Origin of the sequence: Flavobacterium sp. DG2-3 (assembly GCF_030730925.1) — a bacterium.
In the GTDB taxonomy this organism is placed as follows: Bacteria; Bacteroidota; Bacteroidia; order Flavobacteriales; family Flavobacteriaceae; genus Flavobacterium.
Genome location: NZ_JAVAMB010000003.1, coordinates 244,365 through 267,751, shown reverse-complemented (window position 1 = coordinate 267,751; position 23,387 = coordinate 244,365). Strand labels below are relative to the sequence as shown.

Genomic DNA, 23,387 nt, shown 5'->3' with positions numbered 1-23,387 from the left:
TTCTTCTACTTTTTTGTTTTGTTAATAACAAAGTCTAAAATTGAAGAAAACTACTATTTTTAGAATCTATTTTATTTCCAAGTATAAGTTCCAACTGATCCCGCTTCTAGCGAAGTTGTTAGCCATTTTCCGTTAAATTTAATATTGAAAGTTTCTGTTGCAGCACCATCATTTTCAACAATCAATACTTTCGAGCCTGAAGGCGTAATAAAAGCAACATTTTGCAAGCTTCCGCCCGAATTACTTTCAATACGAGTTGATCCCATCGGAACAAATTTTGAAGCGTGGGCAATAATATAATAGGCTACATTACGCTGAAAACTATCGCTTGAAGTTATGGTTATAGCACCTTTACACATGGTGCAGCCGCCATCTGTATTTGGGCCAAAATTTTGGTTGTTGGCTACGTTCCATTCTAATGCATTTTTACTGTAGTTTCTCATCGATCCGATAATTACATTTCGAAGATGCCATTTCAAATCGCCATCAAAACTACCATCAGAAGAAGTCCATTGTTCTGTAAAATATACATTTTTAGTCGGATACGAATTATAAACATTTGTTAGAGCGCTAATGTCTCCTGCATATAAATGAAAAGCCGATCCGTCTACAAATGGAAATGCTTCTGCGTCTGCCAAAATTGCTTTTGGATAATTTGGGTTATCACAATTGTGATCGTATGCGATAATTTTCACGTTTAGGTTTGCTGCTTTAAATGCAGGCCCTAAACTCTTTTTAATAAAGTTTGCCTGATCTGCTGCAGACATATACATACTTGGATTATTTCCGTCATGCAAAGGTTCGTTTTGAGGAGTTACTGCGTCTATTGTAATTCCCTCAGCTTTCATCTGCTGAATGTATTTTACAAAATATTTAGCGTAAACATCATAATATTCTGTTTTCAGTTTGCCTCCTTTAAAACTAGCACCATCTTTCATCCAAATCGGTGCAGACCAAGGTGTTCCCAAGATTAAAATTTTCGGATTAATTGCTAGAATTTCTTTTAGCATAGCAATAAGATTTTTGTCTTTTTCTAAACTAAATTTATCAAGATTTAAATCTGTTTCTCCTGCCGCAAGATCATTATAAGTAAAAGGTGCGGCATTTAAATCTGATGCTCCAATACTGATTCTGATATAACTTACTCCGATTGCATTTTCACCAGAACCAAACAATTCCTGTAAAAGTGCGGTTCTTTTTGCTGGGTTTAACTGATTTATAACGTCTACACTTCCTCCTGTCAAAGTATATCCAAAACCGTCAATAGTCTGATATTTTTGAGCTGCATTAACTTCGATATTGGCATACGCATTTGCTGTGGTGCCAAATCCTAATACTCCTGCTTGTTTTGCCAATAAAACGCTTTGATTGCCTTTTGTCAGCCAGAAATCTACATCGTTGGTCACAACAACTGGCGGATTTACCACTGGCGGATCGACAGGCGGATTTTCTACTGGATCACTTGAAGAAGAGCATTTTACTTGTGCCAAAACAGCTGCCATAAAGAAAAATGCTTTTATGGTATTTTTAAAATTAAATTTCATTTTTTGTGGTTATTTAGTTAGTTGACAATCAATAAACAATTGTCTGTATAGCATGCGCTGGAATTGTGATTGTCGATTTTTCTTTTTTATTTTCTAAAGAATACACAATTTCTTTTTCAGATTGATTCATTACGATTGTAATCAATTGTCCGTCAGAGTTTTTAAAAGAAGTACTTACTAATGATTTGTCACTTGTCGTTTCAAGCATTCTTTTTGCATTTGGTCTAATGAATTTTGAGAAATGCCCGATATAATAATACATTGGCGTATAGATTAATTCATCTTTTGTAGTATCGGCATGAATGGGCGCAAAACAGAAATTTCCAACATGATTAGGGCCTCCTTTTTGATCTAGAAGAATATTCCAGTCTGTCCAGGCTACAGTTCCGTTATTAAAATCATTAATCATATTGATTCCGTAACGTTCTGCATTTCCCCAAAACTGATATTTTGCAGCATCAAATTTTTCAATGCAGCCTTCTGTAAAAATCAGGTTTTTATTTGGAAAAGCTTTATGAACTTCTGCTACAGATTCAAACTGAGGCGGGCCTCCATTCCAAGTTTCATACCAGTGAAATCCAATTCCCCAAGCATATTTAGAAACTTCTGGATCTGAGAAAACCAGATTGGCTCTTTTGGTTAACATGTCTCCTCGATTATGATCCCAAATAATAATGTTTTTAGAACCTAATCCTTCTTTTTCTAAAGTTGGCCCCAGATGATTTTTAAGAAAATCTCTTTCTGCTTCTGGAGTATAAATACAAGATTCCCAACTTTGTCTGGCCATTGGCTCGTTCTGAACCGATAATCCCCAGATTGGAATTCCTTCTTTTTCGTATTCTTTTATAAATTTAGCATAATACATTGCCCATGCTGGAGCAAATTCAGGCAATAAAACGCCGCCGTGCAAAATGTCATTATTGTCTTTCATAAAAGCTGGGGGACTCCATGGGCTGACAAATAAAGTTAGTTTCCCGCCGGCTGTTTCAATTGCTTTTTTGATTAAAGGAATTCTATATTTTCGATCGTGATCTATATTAAAAGTCTTCAGGTCTTTGTCTCCTTCAGCAATATAAGTGTAACTGTCACTGCTAAAATCGCAACTGTGAATGTTTGTTCTAGCTAAAGAATAACCAATACCATTTTTTTTGTCGTAATATGCATTTAGAAATTCCTTCTGCTTTTTTGGAGATAGTTTTGCAAAAACTTCTGCACTTGCATCTGTAATGGCACCTCCAATTCCAAGAAAGGTCTGGTCTGTTTTTTCAGTATCTACAGTAATAGAAACCGTTGCTATTTTTTGTGTGTTGTTAGAAATTAAATCATTTGATAATGACAATTTCCTGTTTGTGTTTTCGGCAGTAGTAAATACCTTTATTTTAGTTTTTTGCTGAGAGAAAGCACTCAACTGTGTGAAGATTATAAAGGCTGATATAAATATTTTAGTTTGAACATTCATCTCTTTAAAAAATAGTTTTTGAATTAAAAGAAAAGAGAAGACTAATGTGGATGATTCAAATTAGTCCTCGTCTTTTACTTTACTACAAAATATTAATAAACAAGCGTTTGTATAGCATGTGGCGGAATTTTTACTTCTGCCTTTTTATCACCAATAATTAAATTGTATGTAAGATCATTTGCCGATTGGTTCATGACAATTGTTGCCATTGTACCATCAGCATTTAAAAAAGAGGTGCTTAATAAAGCGCTTTTGCTTGCAGCTGTACTTACGCGAACAGCATTTAAACGAATGAATTTTGAAAAGTGTCCAATATAATAATACGACGGAGTGTAAATTAATTCTCCTGTTGTAGTATCAGCATGGATTGGCGCAAAACAGAAATTTCCAACATGATTAGGGCCTCCGTTCTGGTCTAAAAGAATATTCCAGTCTGTCCAAGCAACCGTTCCGTTATTAAAATCGTTAATCATATTCATTCCATAACGTTCTGCATTCCCCCAAAATTGGTATTTAGAGGCATCAAATTTTTCGATGCAGCCTTCTGTAAACATCAGTTTTTTATCTGGATAAGCTTCGTTTACTTTTCCTACGTTATCAAACATCGGTGCACCGCCAGACCAAGTTTCGTACCAGTGAAATCCCATTCCCCAAACATATTTTGATGCTTCAGGATCTGAGTAAATTACGTTGGCACGATAATTCATCAAATCACGGTTATGATCCCAAACAACGATTTTTTTATCGCCAAGATTTTCTTTTTTTAAGGTTGGCCCAAGATAATTTTTGATAAAATCTCTTTCTGCTTCAGCTGTGTAAATACAAGATTCCCAAGTCTGCACCGCCATTGGCTCATTTTGAGTCGAAGTTCCCCAAATTGGAATGCCTTCTTTTTCGTAAGCTTTAATAAATTTTACATAGAAATTTGCCCAAGTCTGGTAGTATTCAGGAAGAAGAGTTCCTCCTTTTAAGACATTTTTATTGCTTTTCATAAAAGCGTTTGGCGACCAAGGTGCTACATAAGTTGTAAGCTTTCCTCCTGCTTTCTGAATGGCTTGTTTGATTAAAGGAATACGATATTTTCTGTCGTGATCAATAGAAAAAGTCTTCAAATCTTTATCTCCTTCTTCGATATAAGAATAGGTTCCACTGCTAAAATCAGAACTTTGAATCGTTGTTCTTAGCAAAGAATAGCCTATACCTTTTTGCTGATCGTAGTAAGCATTTAAAAATTCTGCTTGTTTTTCTTTTGAAAGCGTAGCAAATATTTCGGCGCTAGCATCTGTAATAGCTCCTCCGATTCCCATAAAAGTCTGAAACCTTTTGGCTGGTTCTACAAAAATAGAACTTTCAATTTCTAGAGGCTGTTTTGCTGCAGAAAATGTCAGATTATCTGTAGTGGTTAATCGTAACTTAGAGTTCTCTGCTGTAGTATAAACGGTTATTTTTTTTCCGTTGGTTGTAAACTCTTTTTTTGTTTTTGGCTGTTGCGCAAAAGCTGCAGCAGAAAACAAAAGGCATATAATTTTTAGGCTATTTTTTTTCATTCGCTTTCAATTATTATGGTTTCAAATTGAAGTTTAGAAGAAATCAAAAAATCGAGTTCTACCCTTTTGAGGATTTAAAAAATAGCCCATACTCATAATGATTATGGGCTATTTACAACCAAACTTAAACTTAAACTTAACTTAACTTTTTATTTTCCTCTGAACTCAACTTTTGTAATAGTAATTGGCTCATTTCCTGTTTTATTACTTCCAGATCTAATTACAAGGTAAATTGTTCCGCTTTCAGAGAATTTAACTACGTTAGAAATGTCACCAGTAACTTTATTTTTCTTGCATCCAATTCCAGATAATCTTCCTGAAAATTTAGATGTTCCGCAACCATCCCAAGTGCTTATCCCCATAACTACATTATCATTATATTCAACACCTGATGTTGGTACAGTTTTCCCTGCGAACACTTCAAACCATGTTTCATTTAAACCGCTAGGACAAGAAATTGTCATATCGATAGTATATTCTCTATCTTTTACAACTTCAATAGCTTGGTAAATACCTTCTTGAGCACCTCCTCCTGGTAAATGAATCGTAGCGCTATTATTAGCAAAAGACCAAAACGCGGCGCCTGATGGACTTAATTTTAAATTTGTCCATTTTGCTATATCGGCAGGTGTTTCAAATTTTCCTCCTTGAACTAAGTTTCCTTTTGCAGGATCTGTTTGTGCCACAATAATCTGCTGAGAAGAAGTTCCCATTGCTGCACCAGCTCCAATAGCGGTATGCGTAACAGTATACGTTCCTGCATCTGGTAAAGAAATCACTTGATTCATTTTTCCTGGACTAGCACCATCTCCTGTATCCCATTTTGAAGAGATAACTCCAACAGGCTGCGCTGTTAGAAGATACGTATTCATAGCTCCCGCAACAGGAGTTATTGTAAACGAAGCATCAACATTTTCAGCTACAAGCGGGTTTTCATTAACTTCTTCGCTACAGCTATTTAGTGTTCCTAATGCTAAAGCTAGCATTAGGTATACACTTTTTCTAAAATATATATTTAGGTTCATTTCTTTTTGTTTTGGTTAATTAGTAAAATACTATTGGTAATTAGGATTTTGTTTCAATTTAGTACCGTTAAGTTCTGTGTACGGAATTGGTAAAATCTCATCTGTTCCAGCATCAAAACCTCTATCAGATAATGCAGCTGATGCATCTCCCCATCTTACTAAATCGAAGAATCTGTGTCCTTCACCCGCTAATTCCATTCTTCTTTCATGCTTGATAGCGGCTAATGTTACAGGAACAGAACCTAATCCAGCTCTTTTTCTAACTGCATCAAGTAATGCTTGTGCTCTTGCGCCAGATCCTAAAGCTTCTGCTTCCATTAAGTAAGTATCTGCAAGTCTGATTACATAAGAGTTTTGTTTGTAATTCAACTCTGAGTTACCTCCACCTGTACTAACATCTGACTGTCTTGGAAGATATTTGTTTAAGAAATACCCAGTATCTTGGTAAGCTGGAATATAATCTGCTTTACCCGCTGCTTTTAATGCTTTTAAATCAAGAATTGTAGCATCTTTACGTGGATCACCTTGCATTGCATCGTATAATTTTTGAGTAGCAACGTTGAAAGCCCATCCTGCAGGAAGGTTTGGTGCATCAGAACCCTCTGGTCTAGAATATCCTCTAGGTCCAACCATAATGTTTAATGAGTTTCCTTCGTCTCTACCATTACCCCAGAATGTCCAATCTGAGTTACCAGCACTACTGTGAGATACTTCGATTAATGATTCTGCGTTGAATTTGTTTGATGTAACCCATAAATCACTAAAGTTATCTAGTAATTTATTACCGTATTGGTTTGTCGCTCCTGGAGTTCCGTTTACTTCTGCTAAAACAGCTGCTGCCTCAGGTTTTTTACCTTCAAACAAATATACTTTTCCTAAAAGTGCTTGAGCAGCCCCTTTGTTAAATCTTCCAGCTTCAGTTTTTGCAACAACCGTATTTGGTAAAACTGCAATAGCTTCAGTTAAATCTTTTTCGATTTGAGCATAAATCACTTCTGGCGCAACTTGCTCAGGAGTATAGATTGTTTCTGTTGTTAACGGTTCTAAAACTAATGCAATGTTTTTGAACATTCTTACTAAGTTAAAATAGTAAAGCGCACGTAAAGTTTTAGCTTCTGCAGCAAATCTGTTTCTAACTGCATCATTCATTGAAGCTGCTGGCAACTTAGATAATAAAATATTTGCTCTAGAAATACCTTGATAGTGATCGTTCCAATAACTTCCTGGAATTGTAATTGAAGAAAGCGAGTGTGTAGAGAAATTTTGAATTCCAGTTCCATCTGTAGAACTACCTCCACCAGCATAAAAATCGTCTGAACCAGCATTCATCATGGCTACCCAGTTTTCAAAACCTCCAGTGTTTTTTCTCATCGGATCGTAAACTCCAACTAAAGCCGCATAACATTGCTGTTCATTAGAAAAGTAGGTACTTGTATCAAATTTTCCTTCTGGATCAATGGTCACGAAATCTTCAGAACAAGATCCTAAAAGTGCCATTGCTACAGCTACATATATATATTTAAATTTTATCGTTTTCATGATTCTTTAATTTTATTAAAATTGAACGTTAGCTCCAAACAAAATAGATCTTGCTTGTGGATAAACTCCTTTGTCTACACCATAAACTTGGCCTCCAATTTCTGGATCAAATCCAGTATATTTTGTAAAAGTGATTAAGTTTTCTCCTGTTAGGTAAAAACGAACTTTATCTGCACCAATTTTAGAAGATAAATTAGTTGGCATTGTGTATCCAAGAGTTACTACTTTTAAACGTAGGTAATTTCCATCTTCAAGATAAAAATCAGACATGTTAGTGTAGTTTTTATTTGGATCGTTATTTGTCAATCTTGGGTAATCGTTTGAAGTTCCTTCTCCAACCCAACGCTCTAAAGCTTTAGTCTGGTAGTTTGCATTCAATACATCTAGTCTTCTTAATCCTTGGAAAATTTTGCTTCCCGCAGCTCCTTGAGTAAAGGCCATAAAGTCAAAGTTTTTGTAATCTAAGTTTACTGTAAAACCAAAAGTATATTTAGGCACGTTTGTTCCTAAGAATTGTTTATCATCATCTGTAATAGATCCGTCACCATTTGAATCTACCCAACGGAAATCTCCAGGTCTAGCATTTGGCTGAATTAAACCTCCGTTTGTGTTTTTGTATGCTGCAACTTCAGCTTCGTTTTGGAAAATTCCAGCTGTTTTAAATCCGTAGAATTCATTAAATGAATGTCCAACTTGTGTTCTTGTTACAGGTCCCATAGATTGGAAAGTAGCATCTCCAACGATGAAGTTTGTAGATGATCCTACATAAGTAATTTCGTTTTTCAAGTAAGCCATGTTTGCATTAACACCTAAGTTAAATTCTCCAAGTCTTTTCTTATAACCTAATTCAACCTCAAAACCGCTGTTGTCCATATCTGCAATGTTTGCAGAAGGCGCATCAACTACTCCAACATATCCAGGAATTACAATATTTCTTAAGATTCCTTTCGTTGTTTTTTTGTAGTAGTCAAGAGTAAGAGAAAAATCATTAAATAATTTTGCATCAAGACCAACTGTAGTTTGAGATGTTTCTTCCCATCCTAAGTTAGCATTCGGAAGCGTAGAGTTTCCGTATCCTGTTGTAATATCTCCTGAAGTTCCAACTGCATAATTATAACCTCCAACAACCAAAGCTCTATATTTGAAATCATCGATGTTATCATTACCTACAACTCCATAACCTCCACGTAGTTTTAAAGTATTCACTACATTGTTATCTTTCCAGAAACCTTCTTTTGAAAGTACCCATCCTAAAGAGAATGATGGGAAAACCCCCCATTTTTTGTTTTCACCAAAACGAGTTGATCCATCACGACGAACAATTCCTGTGAAAAGGTATTTCTCCATGTAATCGTAGTTAGCACGTAAGAACAATGAAGATAATTTGTGCTCTGTAAAATCACTTGCTCTGTTAACTCTGTCTGATTGTGGAATGTCAAAGTTGAAAGAAGCATCTTTGTAACTTGTAATTGGCAATCCGTACATTGTTACTCCGATAGTACCACCAATGTTTTCAACATAAGCACCTTGTCCTGCTAAAACACTTACGTTGTGATCTCCAAATTTATTAGCATAGCTTAAAGTGTTCTCTAATGTCCAAGCTAATGATTTGTTATTGTTCTGGCTGTAGTTATTTCTATCAGCTTTCATGTTTGGGTTTAAGTAGAAAGTTGGAGTAAACATTTCATCTCCCCAATATGCTAATTTACCACCAAGTGTAGTTCTTAATTTTAAATGGCTTGTAATGTTAGCCTCTAAATAAGCGTTTCCAACAAAATCATCTGACCAGTTGTAACCTCCTAATCTTGTTTGGATATATCCAAGTGGGTTTGTCATCTCTTGTTGTACTAAAGAAGAAATTCCATAAGGATTACCGTTTGCATCTCTAACAACGTTTGGATTTGTATAAAAACCTGTATTTGCTACAGCTGGATCAGTTACCACAAGCGGAGTAAGCGGATCTAAATTGATTGCAGAGCTTAAAGGCCCACCGAACTCACTGTTTACGTTTCCAATTCCTTTTGATTTTTGGTGTGTGTATCCAAAAGTCTGTCCGAAAGTAAAGTAATCAGAGATTTTGTGTGTTGAGTTTAATCGGAAGTTTTTCTTTGTGTAGTTAGAAATATCTGTTACTACGATACCTTCCTGATCTTGAATTCCGAAAGAAGCATAGAAAGTAGATTTTTCACCACCACCACTAATACTTAATTCGTGTGTGTATCTGAAAGCAGAATCATTGAAGATTGCATCCTGCCAATCTGTACCTTTTCCAAATGATGAAGGATTTGCATATTTAATAGCACCACCATCATTTAAAGATTTTTCATTCATTAAAGTTGCATACTGAGTAGCATTCAACATATCTAATCTTTTAGCGGGAGCCGAAATACCTGCAAAACCATTATAGTTTACAGAAATTTTACCAGATTTTCCTTTTTTAGTAGTTACTAAAATTACCCCAGTAGCCGCACGAGTACCGTAGATTGCAGCAGAAGCAGCATCTTTAAGTACCTCGATAGATTCGATATCAGATTGATTAATAAAACCAATAGCATTTGCATCTACAGCAATACCATCAACAACCCATAAAGGATCATTTCCACCTTCTCTGAAAGTAGTGATACCTCTAACACGAACTTTTGAAGCTGCACCAGGCTGTCCAGAAGTAGCTGCAACAGAAACCCCCGCTACTCTACCTTGTAAAGTCTGTTCAACACGTCCGTTTGGCACTTTTTCAAGATCGGCTGCTTTTACACTAGAAATTGCTCCAGTTACAACAGATTTCTTTTGAGTACCGTATCCAACCACTACAACCTCATTTAAAGATTGTGATTCTGGCTTTAATTGAATATTAATCTTTGTTCTTCCGTTTACCGCTTCTGTTACTGTAGAGTAACCAATAAAAGTAATTATTAATGATCCGTTTGAAGGTACCTGCATCTGGAATTTACCGTCAAAGTCTGAGGCAGTAGATTTTGTAGTACCTTTTAATAAAATTGTCGCACCTGGAACAGGCATACCAGTTTCATCTTTAATCATTCCATTTACTGTGACATCCTGAGCCACAGCTATAACCGAGAATAACAAAGATGAAATACAAAAAACAAGTAATTTTGTTAATTTCATTTTTCTAAAAATTTTGGTTAATTAATTAGTAATTTGATGCAATACTAAAACTAAAATTTTACTTTTCATATCTAAAAGTCATTACAAAAACACATCAAAAACAAAAAAATAATATTATAAAAACACATCAAAAAAAATGTAATAATTTGATATTTACATATTTATTAAATAAAAAAATAGTACTAAAGAAAAGTTAATTTTAAAAAATAACACTACACATTATTTTTTGAATAAATAATTGCTAAAAGTTGTTAAAACTACAACGTGATAGTACCTATCGGCAATCGTAAATAGCTACTATATAAAGAATTACAAATGAAAAACCATCTTTTTTTATAAAGTCAAAAAAATAAAGAATATGATATTTTTACCCTACTTTTTTTACATTATTGACAATAATTTTTATTGAAAGAAAAAACTTATTTTTAAAAATATAGTAAGATTTTACTTTCTTTTAAACGTTATCAAGGAGGCTTTTTTAGAGAAAATAACATCATGAAAAATCAAAAAATCGCCATTTATAAGACATAACCACGAAATCGTTCTTTTGAAGCCTAATTTTTAGCTCAAAACTTAGCCATGCTTAAAGAAATGTTTTTGAAAATTCTTACTGATGGAGATAAATGGAAAAAGAAAGACTTAAAAGACTCATAAAGAGCCCAATAATCGTTTAAAAATTGCCTTTAAACCTAACAATACTAGTCTAAATGAATACATTCGGGCAATCTTTCAAAATATGGTCAGCAAATCAAATAAAAAGAAGCGTTTATTAGCTATTTAATTCATTTTCTCTTTTATTATTCTAGCTCAAGTGTAGTATGAAAACATAAAGCAAAAAAAATAGCCCATAATCGAAATTATGGGCTACCCAGGCAATAAACTTAACTTAAACTAACCATAGTTTAACTCTTAAAAATACACTTCACAAGAATGAAGCATAGAGGGTTTGAAATTCGAAAAAGGAAATTTTCAGGCTTCCTTTTTCGAAATAACTAACACAAAATATTATTATTGAGGTTTGTACACGAATGTCCAACCTGTTCCAGGATCTTTTAAACTTCTTGGTACGTACAGCACTAATTTATCTTCCGTAAGCGTAATAATATTGTACTCGTTAGCTGCATTTCCAGCCTCATACCCTAAAATTTTTGAATTGGTAATGTATAGCTTTTTATTAGCAATGTCCAGAACAAAACTTCCTTTTTCAGCTGCTGCAGAAGCGGTTTGATAATGAGTATAATTTGCTCCCGCATTTAAATCAAAGTGCATCTTACCTGCAACATCTGCAGGAACACTGTCTCCAGAGCCTCCTGCATTCCACCAAGCCGACATTGCACTGTCTGGATTATCTGGAGGAGACATAAACCACCAGAAGCCTCCGTCACCGCCAACACCATCAAAAACCCATGTTTTACCTGCCGCAGTGTTAGGACTAACTAAATCGTACCAATCTTGCTCCAATGGAGTATCAAGTCTATCCACCTGCACATCAATTGTTTTAGTAAAAAACTCACCTCCTAAAGTCCCCACAAAAGTAAATGTAGACTTACCAGGAATTGGATAAACAATAGTTACTTCGTTAGTAAGAGCTTTTCCTAAATTATAATCCCAATAGCCTGTAACGCCAGGGGTATTCATACTTAAGGTAATTTTATTTCCTCCCGCTGGGCTTTGCGCAGAAGTTAATTGAACTCCAGCAACATCTGTGGAATTTTCTAAATGCTGTTCGTCTACAATTGGATCACATGCTGAAATGACCAGCATGAAGGCAGCAATTAGTAAATATTTTATATTATGAATCTTCATCTTTCTAATTATTAATAGTTAATAAATATTACCACCCTGGATTTTGATTGTAAACTCCATTTAAAAGTCTAATTTCAGTTTCGGGAATCGGAACTAAACCTTTAGTTTCAGTTCTGTATTTTACACTATAATTAGCGTCAACACCTGAGTTTCTAACTTGAATTACATCATTAAATGCTGTATCAACATCTCCCCAACGTACTAAATCGAACCAGTGTAACCCTTCAAAAGCTAATTCGTGCAGACGCTCTGCTTTAATATTTTCAAGTGAGTATGCTACAGGTGGCAAATTACCTGCTCTTCTTCTTACAGCATTCATACCGTCTGCAGTTTTAGTAATTTCTGAATGCATTAATAATACATCTGCAAAACGCATCAAAATAAAATCTTGAGCATGCATTAACTGCATGTCTGTATTTGCCCAAGCATACATCTGAACAAACATACCTACATTTGATCCTTTGCCATTATCGTGCTGAAGCGAAGTATATTTTTTATTAACATATCCTGTTTCATGATCGCCTTTATCAGCCGCATAACCAGCTGTTCCTTGATCTGCTCTACCCACTTCAAGTATAGAACCTCTTTTTCTTGGGTCTGCATCATCCCAGCCACTGTATAATTTTGGATTTACAGTACACCATCCCCAGCCCTCTCCAAAAGGAACTAATGAATTACCACGTAAAGAATTAAACAAAGCAAGTCTGTTTGTGTAAATATTACCGTTTGTCCAGCCCCAGTCACCGAAAGAGAATCTTTGCATAAACATTGTTTCAAAGTTTCCTGTTCCAAATGTTGGCGTAATACCGTCTTGACCTACCCATGACAAGCCCTCTGCAGCTGCCCAAGGTAATACAGTATTACTTTTAGCACTTTTATTTATATAAGAGTACGGCCAAAGATTTCTAAAATCAGTTGCTAATTTGTATCCGCTATTATTGATACAATCGTCTAAATAAGTAGCAACTTGAGCTCCTGTCAGAGAACCGCCTCCTGCAAGAGGTAAATCTGTAGTTGCCTGTTTTTCCATATTACTCATGTATCCCGTATAAAATAAAAATACACGACCTAAATAAGCTTCTGCAACCCATTTATTAGCATGACCATATCTAGAAGTTGGAATGCTTGTAAACGGCGTAGCAGGCATTGTTTCAATAGCCAGTTTTAAGTCTGCAGCTATTTGTGCAAATGTTTCTGTATAAGTTGCTCTTGGCACTAACCTATCACCACCATAAGTTGTAATCATTGGCACTCCCCCAAAAAATTTGGCTAATCTGAAGTAAAAGAAAGCTCTCATAAACAAAGCTTCACCAAGTGCTTGTTTTTTAAACTCTTCTGCTTCTTGTGGGGTATTAAAATCCTTAGAAAAATCTGCCAATGGAATTTTTTCTATAATGGCATTTGCTCTAGCAATCCCGTTATAAGATTGCTTCCACATGTCACGATAGGTATCTTCAGCTGGATCTTCAAAATTGTCTACCCATTTTGCCGATTTATCATCAGGACCTCCACCTCCTAGCATCATATTATCCATCAAATTGGCTGCAACTTGCTCTTCACTATGTACATTTGCTGTATAAATGGCATTATAAACACCTGCCATTGCTTCGTTTATATCAGTTGGAGTTTTGTAAAAATTTTCTAAACTCTTTTCTGATAAGTTCTCCGTATCCAGATAATCATCACAGCTCGATACTGCAAAAATTGCTGAAATTGCTATTATATATCTTAATTTTTTCATTGTCAATATTTTAATATTAAAAATCTGCACTTAATCCAAACATTACCGTTCTAGATTGCGGATATAGACCAAGATCTATTCCCGAAGCCCATGGAGTTGTATTATTATCTCCCGACCAACGTACCTCTGGATCCATACCATCATATTTTGTAAATGTGTATAAGTTATTTACAGCTACATAGAATTTAAGATTCGAGATAAACTTAATATCTTTTAATAATTCATTAAAGTTATACCCTAGAGTTAAATTGTTAATTCTCAAATAATCTGCATTCTGCATGTAGATGTCAGAGATATAATTGGTGTTTCTGTTTGACACAGAGCTTAAACGAGGCATTTTGTTTGAAGTTCCTTCTCCATGCCAGCGATCAAAAACATCTGAAGTATAATTTTGTTTTGGGCTATCAGCAAAAGATCTGTATGATTGCATTACCTGCATTCCATATTTTCCTGCCAACGTAGAGTTCAAGTAAATATTTTTGTATTCGAAATTTAATTGAATACCTAATTGAAAGTTTGCATTCGGGTCTCCTAAAATCACTTTATCTTTTTCATCAATTACCCCATCGTTATTCTGATCAACAAAACGAACATCTCCAGGACGCTGATCATTAAAATAAGGCTGACCATTAGGACCTACGTAAGCATCAACTTCTTGTTGATTCTGCAAAATTCCCGCAGTTTTAAAACCATAGAAAGCACCAATTGGATACCCTACTTGCGCTCTTGAAATTTCAGATGTTCCTTGAGACAACACGTGGGCAGGCCCATTAATTATACCATTACTGTTGGCAATTTTTGTAACTTCATTTTTGTTGAAAGCACCGCTTACTGTTAGACCATATTTGAAATCTCCTACTTTATCTTTCCAGCTTACAGAAAACTCAACTCCCTTGTTTTCAATATCTCCACCATTAATATATGGATAATCAGCACCTGCAGTTCCAGGCAATTCAGCTAGTACTAACCAATCTCTAGTTGTTTTTTTGTACCAGTCAAGTGTTATTCCTAACCTTGAATTAAACAAACTTGCATCAAGCCCTAAATCCAACTGCTCAGAAGTTTCCCAAGTAACACTTGGATTAGTCACTTTTGCAGGATAAGCAGTCTGTCCAGATACCGGTTTAGTATCTCCAAAAAAGTAACCTGGGAAAGCATATTTGATATTAGATGAATAATAGAAAGCATAATCTGTATACTGATTACCATTTTGTCCCCAGCTTGCTCTTAACTTCAAGAAATCAAGGTATTTTGAAGCACCAGCCATAAAATCTTCTTTAGTAACAACCCAACCTGCAGATACAGAAGGGAAATTCCCATATTTGTAACCATCACCAAAGTTTGAAGATCCGTCACGGCGTATTACCGCAGAAAGAAGGTATTTCTCCTTATAATCATACTGAGCACGCGCAAAGTACGACATAATAGCACCTCCACCAGCAGCTTTATCAAAACCAGTTGTATTAATATCTGCAATAGAACCTGGACTCTTAGTATTATCTAAATAAGCATATTTTGGATCATTTGGAAACAGCAAACCGTTTCTTGAGCCATAAACATTATTTTCAACAATTCTTTGCCATAATTCAGTTCCAATTACTGCATTAATATTATGATTACCAATTTGTTTTTGATAGGCAAGAGTATTTGTCCAAGTTGAGTTTGCTCCAAAATACTGAGATTGTGTTGCACCGTCAACTGCATCATTATAAAGTACTCCTAAATGGTATGTTGGGTTCATAGTTCTGTTATAACCAAACCATGAATCGATTCCGTACACCGTTTTAAATCTTAAATTAGAAATTGGTTCAACCTCTAGAAATACATTACCAATAATTTTATGATCTTTTGGATAGTTGTAATTACTTCTGTAATACATTACCGCCAAAGGATTTGTTTGGTTTGTATTTAAACCATCTAAAGTTGGAGTAAATCCGTATTCGTTAATATTTCTATCAATTGCTGTCTGCCAATACGCTGGTTGTAATGGGTTTTGTGTAAGAGCATTATGCAAATCGTTTCCGTAAATATTACCGGAAGAAACATCTCTTTTTTGAATATTAGTATACGTTAAATTTTCTCCAATAGTGATAATATTATGGCTTTCATTTTTCTTCAAAACCATTTGCGTATTCAGCCTTGTAGTTAATCTTTTAAATCCAGCATCTACGATATTACCGCCAATAATACCATCTTGATCAAAATAAGAAACCCCAAATGAATACGTAATATCTTCGCTTCCTCCAGTAATATTAATCGAATGATTTACAATAGGAGCGTCTTTTTTAGACATTTCATTTATCCAATTCGTTCCTGTCCATCCTTTTTGCAGTTTGTCCCAGATTTCGTTACCAAGCTGAGTTCCTGCTCCTGGATAATTTCTCTCTAACCAGTCATTACTAGTTAACATTGTTTTCCAGTCGTTTGGCGCAAGTCCGTCATTAACCCTTCCTTCATCCATGATATACATGTACTCTTGAGCGTTAAGAGGATCAAGGTTTTTATAAATATTCTGAATTCCAAAATAAGAATCATACGAAATTCTTGCTGGTTTGCCTTTACGTCCTTTAACAGTAGTCACCAAAACAACCCCGTTTGCAGCCCTAGAACCATAGATTGCTGCAGAAGCCGCATCTTTAAGAACGTCTATAGATTCAATATCTGAAGGGCTCAAATAATCTATATCTCCAACAGCAACACCATCAACAATATACAATGGATTTGAGGATCCGATGGTACCGATACCACGGATAACAACTTTTGTACCCGCACCTGGTGCACCGCTGTTTCTTGTAATACTAATCCCTGGTGCAATTCCTTGAAGTGCCTCCATTGCAGAACCTGTATTCAATTCTTGTAGCGTCTCTCCTTTTAAGTTTGTAGAAGCACCAGTAATCAAAGCTTTCTTTTGTGTACCGTAACCGATAACCACAACCTCATTTAAACTTTGAGATACTGCTTTAAGAGCAATAGTAAGCTTGGTTCTTCCTCCTATTACCTCATTTACAGTTTCAAAACCAACGAAACTGATTACTAAAGTTCCATTAGAAGGAGCACTAATCTGAAATTTCCCATCAAAGTCAGATGCAGTTGCCTTATTGGTTCCCTTTACTAAAACCGTCGCACCTGGGACGGGTAATCCACTGTCGTCATTAATGATTCCGTTTATGGTCACATCCTGAGCAAATGCGACTACAGAAAACAGTAAAGACGAAACACAAAAAATAAATAATTTTGTCAATTTCATTTTTCTAAAAATTTTGGTTAATTAATTAGTAATTTAATGCAATGATAATGTTAAATTTCAATAATCTGAGATTAAAATTCTTTACAAAAACACTTCAAACTAAATCTTAACACACTACAAAACCACAACATTTATTTTTTAATTAATTGATTTAATGATATTTAACTTTTAGAAAATTTTGTTATAAAAATGTTAATTAAAAAAAACGTATATTACATTCGCATAACAAGAACTATTACGTTATAATTTTAAAAAAAATCAAAAAATAAGTTTTATAACGATTAAAAAATCAACAATATAAAGTCAAAATAACGCATTTATAATAAAAATATATTTAAAATTTTATGAAATCCATAGTTAGATCTATACCATTAATTTTATTGTTATTCTTACAAATAGAAGGTTTTTCACAGGTAAAAAATATTGGAATTCCAGATATAAAAAATTATAAGAGATCTGAATACAAAGGTGGAACTCAAAACTGGAGTATTGATCAGGATAAAAATGGCAATATCTACTTTGCTAACAACAGCGGTTTGATTCAATTTGACGGTTCAAACTGGCATAAATACTCCTTACCCAACAAATCGGAGATTAGAAGCTTAAAAATTGATGCTTTAGGAAGAATATTTGTTGGCGGAAATAACGAATTTGGATATTTTAAGTATGACGAAAAGGGAATTTTAAAATACTATTCCCTTTACAATCTTTTAAGCCCAATAGACAAAGAAAACATTAATTTAATCTGGAGAATTCACATTTTCAATGGAGAGGTTATCTTTCAATCATTCAGCAAGGTCTTTTTTCTAAAAAATGAAAAAGTTACAACGCTAACCGCTCCTCACAAATTTCAATTTTCATTTTTAGTTAACAACCGCCTTTATTTTCAAGATAAAACCTTAGGAGTTCTTGAATATAAAAACAGAAAACTTACAGCAATAAAAGGCACTACTGTTTTTAACGATAAAGAAATATGGTCCCTTTTCCCATTGTCCAACAACAAATTATTATATGCAACTTTAGAAAAAGGGCTTTTTGTTTCAGAAAACGGAGTTATCAAACCTTGGGCAACAGAGGCTAATGAATTCATTAAGAAAAACACTTCGCTGGGGGGATCAATTATCAAAAATAAGTTTATAATACTCAATTCGGTATTAGACGGAGCCATTATCTGTGATTTAAACGGAAAAATAATCCAGCATTTAAACCGTCAAAAAGGTATTCAAAATAACACCATTTTAGCTTCCTTTGTCGACAATAAAAGCAATATCTGGCTTGGACTTGATAACGGAATCACTTTTATAAATGAAAATTCGCCTTTTTCTTATTTTGATTACAGTTATAATATAGGAACAGTCTATGCCTCTACGACTCACAATGGAAATCTTTATGTAGCCACAAATCAAGGGCTATTTTATCACCCTTGGGGAAGCTCTTTTAAAGACAGTCCGTTTACAAGAGTTGAAGGAACGATTTCTCAAGTTTGGAACATTCAAGTCTTAAATAATGTATTAATATGCGCCAGTAACAGTGGGGCATTAATTATTGAAAACAACAGAGTATCAAAAATACTGGACAACAAAGGATATTTCGGATTTAAAAAAATACCCGACCACGAAAATTACATAATTGGTGAAAGCTATAACGGATTTTCAGTTTTTAAACGATCTGCCTCTGGATATGACTATTTGCATCAGGTAAAAGGATTTGATGAAACGACTAATAATTTTTCTGTAGAAATAGACGCTAATTACTTATGGCTGAAAAAAAATCCTTTCTTATATCAGGTAAAATTATCTGAAGATTTGCAAAGATTTGATTTTATCAAAAAACACGTCAACATATCCGAAAAATATAAAGGAATAAATAGTCTTCAAAACATCAATGGAAAAGTTTATTTTCAAGTAAAAAATCATTTTTACAGATATTCTGTAGAACAGGAAGCTTTTTTTGAAGATAAAAAAATAACAAACTTATTTAACGGAATCCCAACCATAAACACATTAATCGAAGATCCGACAGGAAATTTATGGTATGCTTTTAACGAATCACTTGGCGTATTAGTAAAAAACAAAAATGGAACTTTTACCAAAAAACAAGCGATATTCTCCAACTTGACCGGAAATTTGGTAAACAATTATATCTCAGTTAACGCGATAGATCCTCAAAACATTTTTATAGGATTAACAGATCGTTTGGCGCATTATAACTCGACCATTCCAAATACTTTTATGACAAAGCCAAAAGCTTTTATTGAGAGCTTTTCGAACCCTGGAGATACTATTTTAACAGGCAATCTAGCCAACAAACTGGATTCGTACAGCATACCGTACAAATACAATCGTGTAAAATTTACTTTTGCATCACCAACTTACGAAAATCAGGATAATGTAATGTATTCCTATAAATTGGAGCCTTTTGAAGAAAATTGGCGAGGATGGTCGTCTACAGCCATAAAAGAATACACCAATTTAAGAGAAGGTAATTATGTAATGAAATTAAAGGCCCGAAACAGCTATGGCATCGAATCGAATATTACCGAAGTTGAATTCACCGTATCGCCGCCATGGTACAGACACTTTTTGGCCTATTTGTTTTATTTGATGCTCATATTACTTGGCGCTTATCTAATTTCAGTTAGAATTAAGCTGAAGATCAGAAAGAACAGGTATTATGAAACCATCGAGCAAAGAAGATTATATCTGGAGAAAGAATCTAAAATCAGGCATGAACAGCATGATTTGGAAAAAGAAATTGAAAAACTGAAAAACGACAAACTTCAGATTAAAATCTTAGCAAAAGATAAAGAACTAGTAAACAACTCATTGCAGGTTGTTAAAAAGAATAAAGTTTTAAACGGAATCATTCATAAACTCAAAGATATTGATACCGCAATATTGGACGAAACCACTAAATCTGAGTTTAGCAAATTGCATAAAAGTATTGTAAAAGAAGTAAATACCGACAAAAGTTGGAAAGACTTAGAAAAACACATTAAAAATGTGCATTTTGAGTTTTTAAAGCGCTTAAAAGGGCAATATCCGACAATATCTCCTCGAGAATTAGATTTATCGACTTATTTATTAATGAATATGTCGACAAAGGAAATCGCCGAAATCATGAATATTTCAACAGGCGGAGTGGAATTGGCCCGTTACCGTTTGAGAAAGAAACTAGGGTTAAACAAAAAAGAAAACCTAATAGGTTTTCTAATGAGCATTTAAAAACAAAAGCCATTCGACGCGTCGAATGGCTTTGTTCTTTTTATAAAATATAATCTAAAGTTCGCTCTAAGGCCATGCCTCGCGAACCTTTTATCAATATCATATTAGAATCAAATTGGAACGTTTTTAAGAATGATGCAAATTCATCAAAGGTTTCGAAAAACTTTACATTTTCATTTGACACAAGATTTGCATAAAATGATTTTCCAATTAAGAAACACAATGCCTGATCTTGAGCTACCAAAGAATTGACAATAACTTTGTGCTCGTAAAGGCTTTCGTCTCCTAATTCGAACATATCTCCAAGAATCATAATTTTATTTTTCTTTTCCAATTGCAGAAAATTGGTAATCGCTACCGCCATACTGCTCGGATTGGCATTATAAGCGTCTAAAATGATTTCATTAGAACCTTTTTGCATCATTTGAGATCTATTGTTTGCCGGAATATAATTCTCAATAGCGCTCTTTATATCACTTTCTTTGACTTCAAAGTATTTTCCAATTGACACAGCCGCATTTATGTTATTAGCGTTGTAAAGTCCAATTAAATGCGATTCAATTGCAAAATCATTATAATTAATAGCAACAAAAGGGTTGGCTGTAATATTCTGGATATTTAAATCTGCACTTTCTTTTTTCACTCCGAAAGTAAATGATTTAATCCCTTTTGATTTCTCAATCTGGATAGGATCTTCCAAATTTACGAAAACAGTTTTATGGTTTGCAGCAAGATATTTGTACATCTCACTCTTCCCTGCAATTACACCTTCAACTCCACCAAAACCTTCCAAATGTGCTTTCCCGAAATTGGTTATATATCCAAAATCTGGCTGCGCTATTTCGCACAAAAATTCGATTTCTTTCTGGTGATTCGCTCCCATTTCAACAATTCCGATTTCTGTTTCTTTTGTAAAAGAAAGCAGTGTCAAAGGCACACCAATATGGTTATTTAAATTTCCAATAGTAGCTTTTGTTTTAAACTTTTTTGACAGCACCACATTGATTAATTCTTTTGTTGTCGTTTTTCCGTTACTGCCCGTCAAAGCAACAATTGGAAGAGCCAAATAAGCACGATGGAACTTTGCCAATTCCTGAAGCGTCTGCAGACTGTTTTCTACTAGAATAGTCCTTTCATCAATAAAGTAAGATTCATTGTCAATAACAACAAATAAAGCCCCTAAATCCAGCGCTTCTTTAGCAAATGTATTAGCATCAAAATTCTCTCCTTTAATAGCAAAAAACATCGAATTCTTTTCGATTTTTCTTGTATCTATAGACAGAGAACTACACTGTAAAAACAAGTTATGAATGTCTTGAATATTCATTTATAAAAATTATTTACATTAAAAATAAGCAATAAAAAAATTCCAAATTCCAAAAGCTGAGTAATTCAGTTGGAATTTGGAATTTTTTTATTGAATTCCTAGAATTTAGTTTCTAGGAGATTTTCTTTTTTCTGCTTTAGAACCTACTCTAGACATTGCACATCTGAAACCAATGTAATCAGTCGCCATATCTTGAGGGAAGTATCTTCTTTGAGCTGGATCTAACCAGTAAGCTCTATCTCTCCAAGAACCTCCTTTGTAAACTCTTACTTTATCATCGATTAAAGTTGTACGTTTACTAGAGTTATCATACTTTCTGATCATTTTTCCTAAACTATCAGTAGTGATGTTGTGCTTAGGAGAATTGTACATAGCTTGATCTGCTTTTGATCCTGATTCAGAATCTCCGAAGTCAAAATATCTTGAAGATTGTTTATCACCATCTCTGTAGTTGATATTGTCGCTTGTACTGAAATTTGTTCTTAAATATGTTTCTTGTTCGTCAACTGGCACTTGAGCAATTTCTCCTGGAAGGTTTCTTGCAATAACTTTACCGTTACTTAAAGTATCATATTTAATATTAGCAGCTGTTACAATTTCTAACTTACCATCTTTACCAATTTTGTTTTTAGCATATTGGTTACCTCTGTAATAGTTGAAATCATTTGCTTCGTTATCAATAATAGGTCTGTAAACGTCAGCTACCCATTCTGCAACGTTTCCTGCCATATCATAAAGACCGAAATCGTTTGGTGCATAACTTTTTACTTCATTCGTAATATCAGCTCCATCATCTGACCAACCTGCAATTCCACCGTAATCACCGTTTCCTTGTTTAAAGTTAGCCAATTGGTCACCTTTATTTTTACGTTTGTTAGAACGTGTATAATCTCCAGACCAAGGGTATTTCTTTTGTCCTTTGTAGATATTGTATTCTCTTTGTCCAACATCAGCTGCTGCTGCATATTCCCATTCAGCTTCAGTAGGAAGTCTGTATTCTGGTAAAATAACACCAGAAGAACGTTGAGCATAAACGTTTTTCTCTTCAGGAACTACACCGTCTTTACCAGCTCTAGGTTTTCTTCCGTTAGGGTTTTTCTTTAATACCAATTCTTCGTTTCCACCATAAGTAGTAGATGGAGAAGCAACATAAGCTTCAGTATTAAATAAACTTTCAGCGCTTACATCATTAGTTTTAGCACCTTTTTTAAGATATCCATTTTTTTCTAAAACAGCCTCGTTTACACGGTCTGTTCTCCATTTGCTAAATTCAACTGCTTGAATCCAGTTAACACCAACTACAGGATAGTTAGCATAAGATGGGTGTCTTAAATAGTTATTAGTCATCGTTTCGTTGTAACCTAAACGATTTCTCCATACTAAGGTATCAGGAGATGCTCCTTCGTAAATATTCTTGTAATTTTCTTCTGTTGGTGGAAAAACTTTCTTTAACCACTCTAGGTATTCTAAGTACATACCGTTCGTAACTTCGGTTTCATCCATATAGAATGATTGAACGTGTTGTTGAGTTGGTGTGTTATTCCAATCGTGCATAACATCATCCTGTACTTTACCCATAGTAAACGTACCTCCTTCAACAAAAACCAAACCAGGACCAGCCTGTTGTTTTTTTCCTGCATTTCTGGCAGCAGTTCCATTCTGACTATCTACATCCCAGCCAGTAGCTCTAGAAGCGTGAGAGGAACTCGATTTTTTGCTACAACTAGCCGTGCCCAACATCAATACCATTGACATCATTAACTGCAAGACTACAATTTTGTTTACTTTCATACTCATTCTTA

12 protein-coding genes are annotated in these 23,387 nt (G+C 34.5%); 1 reads left to right on the top strand and 11 read right to left on the bottom strand.

Annotation, left to right across the window (positions count from 1 at the left end; all coding sequences use genetic code 11):
• Window positions 1-71: 71 nt before the first annotated feature.
• From Q9Q97_RS07125 to Q9Q97_RS07085, 9 genes are all read right to left on the bottom strand, one after another.
• A complete protein-coding gene (locus Q9Q97_RS07125; RefSeq protein WP_306155868.1) occupies window positions 72-1,544 on the bottom strand; it encodes a glycoside hydrolase family 30 beta sandwich domain-containing protein in 1,473 nt (490 codons plus the stop codon).
• Window positions 1,545-1,572: 28 nt separating this feature from the next.
• Entirely contained in the window at window positions 1,573-3,003 is a 1,431-nt protein-coding gene (locus tag Q9Q97_RS07120) for a glycoside hydrolase family 30 protein (RefSeq protein ID WP_306155867.1), read from the bottom strand.
• A gap of 92 nt (window positions 3,004-3,095) precedes the next feature.
• On the bottom strand, window positions 3,096-4,550 hold the full coding sequence (locus Q9Q97_RS07115; RefSeq protein WP_306155866.1) for a glycoside hydrolase family 30 protein: 1,455 nt from the start codon (window positions 4,548-4,550) through the stop codon (window positions 3,096-3,098).
• A 149-nt stretch (window positions 4,551-4,699) separates the two neighbouring features.
• Window positions 4,700-5,575, bottom strand: coding sequence for a hypothetical protein (locus Q9Q97_RS07110; protein WP_306155865.1), 876 nt, complete (start codon window positions 5,573-5,575; stop codon window positions 4,700-4,702).
• A 30-nt stretch (window positions 5,576-5,605) separates the two neighbouring features.
• On the bottom strand, window positions 5,606-7,114 hold the full coding sequence (locus Q9Q97_RS07105; protein WP_306155864.1) for a RagB/SusD family nutrient uptake outer membrane protein: 1,509 nt from the start codon (window positions 7,112-7,114) through the stop codon (window positions 5,606-5,608).
• 15 nt (window positions 7,115-7,129) lie between these two features.
• A complete protein-coding gene (locus Q9Q97_RS07100) occupies window positions 7,130-10,240 on the bottom strand; it encodes a TonB-dependent receptor (protein ID WP_306155863.1) in 3,111 nt (1,036 codons plus the stop codon).
• A gap of 1,008 nt (window positions 10,241-11,248) precedes the next feature.
• Window positions 11,249-12,046, bottom strand: coding sequence for a hypothetical protein (locus Q9Q97_RS07095; RefSeq protein WP_306155862.1), 798 nt, complete (start codon window positions 12,044-12,046; stop codon window positions 11,249-11,251).
• 28 nt (window positions 12,047-12,074) lie between these two features.
• Window positions 12,075-13,787 (bottom strand): RagB/SusD family nutrient uptake outer membrane protein, encoded by a 1,713-nt coding sequence (locus tag Q9Q97_RS07090; protein WP_306155861.1) that lies wholly within the window; start codon window positions 13,785-13,787, stop codon window positions 12,075-12,077.
• Between the two features lie 16 nt (window positions 13,788-13,803).
• On the bottom strand, window positions 13,804-17,034 hold the full coding sequence (locus Q9Q97_RS07085) for a TonB-dependent receptor (RefSeq protein ID WP_306155860.1): 3,231 nt from the start codon (window positions 17,032-17,034) through the stop codon (window positions 13,804-13,806).
• 344 nt (window positions 17,035-17,378) lie between these two features.
• Here Q9Q97_RS07085 and Q9Q97_RS07080 point away from each other — a divergent pair, with 344 nt between their 5' ends.
• Window positions 17,379-20,258 (top strand): triple tyrosine motif-containing protein, encoded by a 2,880-nt coding sequence (locus tag Q9Q97_RS07080; RefSeq protein ID WP_306155859.1) that lies wholly within the window; start codon window positions 17,379-17,381, stop codon window positions 20,256-20,258.
• Between the two features lie 40 nt (window positions 20,259-20,298).
• Here Q9Q97_RS07080 and murF read toward each other — a convergent pair whose 3' ends face one another.
• A complete protein-coding gene (murF, locus tag Q9Q97_RS07075; protein WP_306155858.1) occupies window positions 20,299-21,585 on the bottom strand; it encodes a UDP-N-acetylmuramoyl-tripeptide--D-alanyl-D-alanine ligase in 1,287 nt (428 codons plus the stop codon).
• 105 nt (window positions 21,586-21,690) lie between these two features.
• A complete protein-coding gene (gldJ, locus tag Q9Q97_RS07070; protein WP_306155935.1) occupies window positions 21,691-23,376 on the bottom strand; it encodes a gliding motility lipoprotein GldJ in 1,686 nt (561 codons plus the stop codon).
• Window positions 23,377-23,387 lie beyond the last annotated feature (11 nt).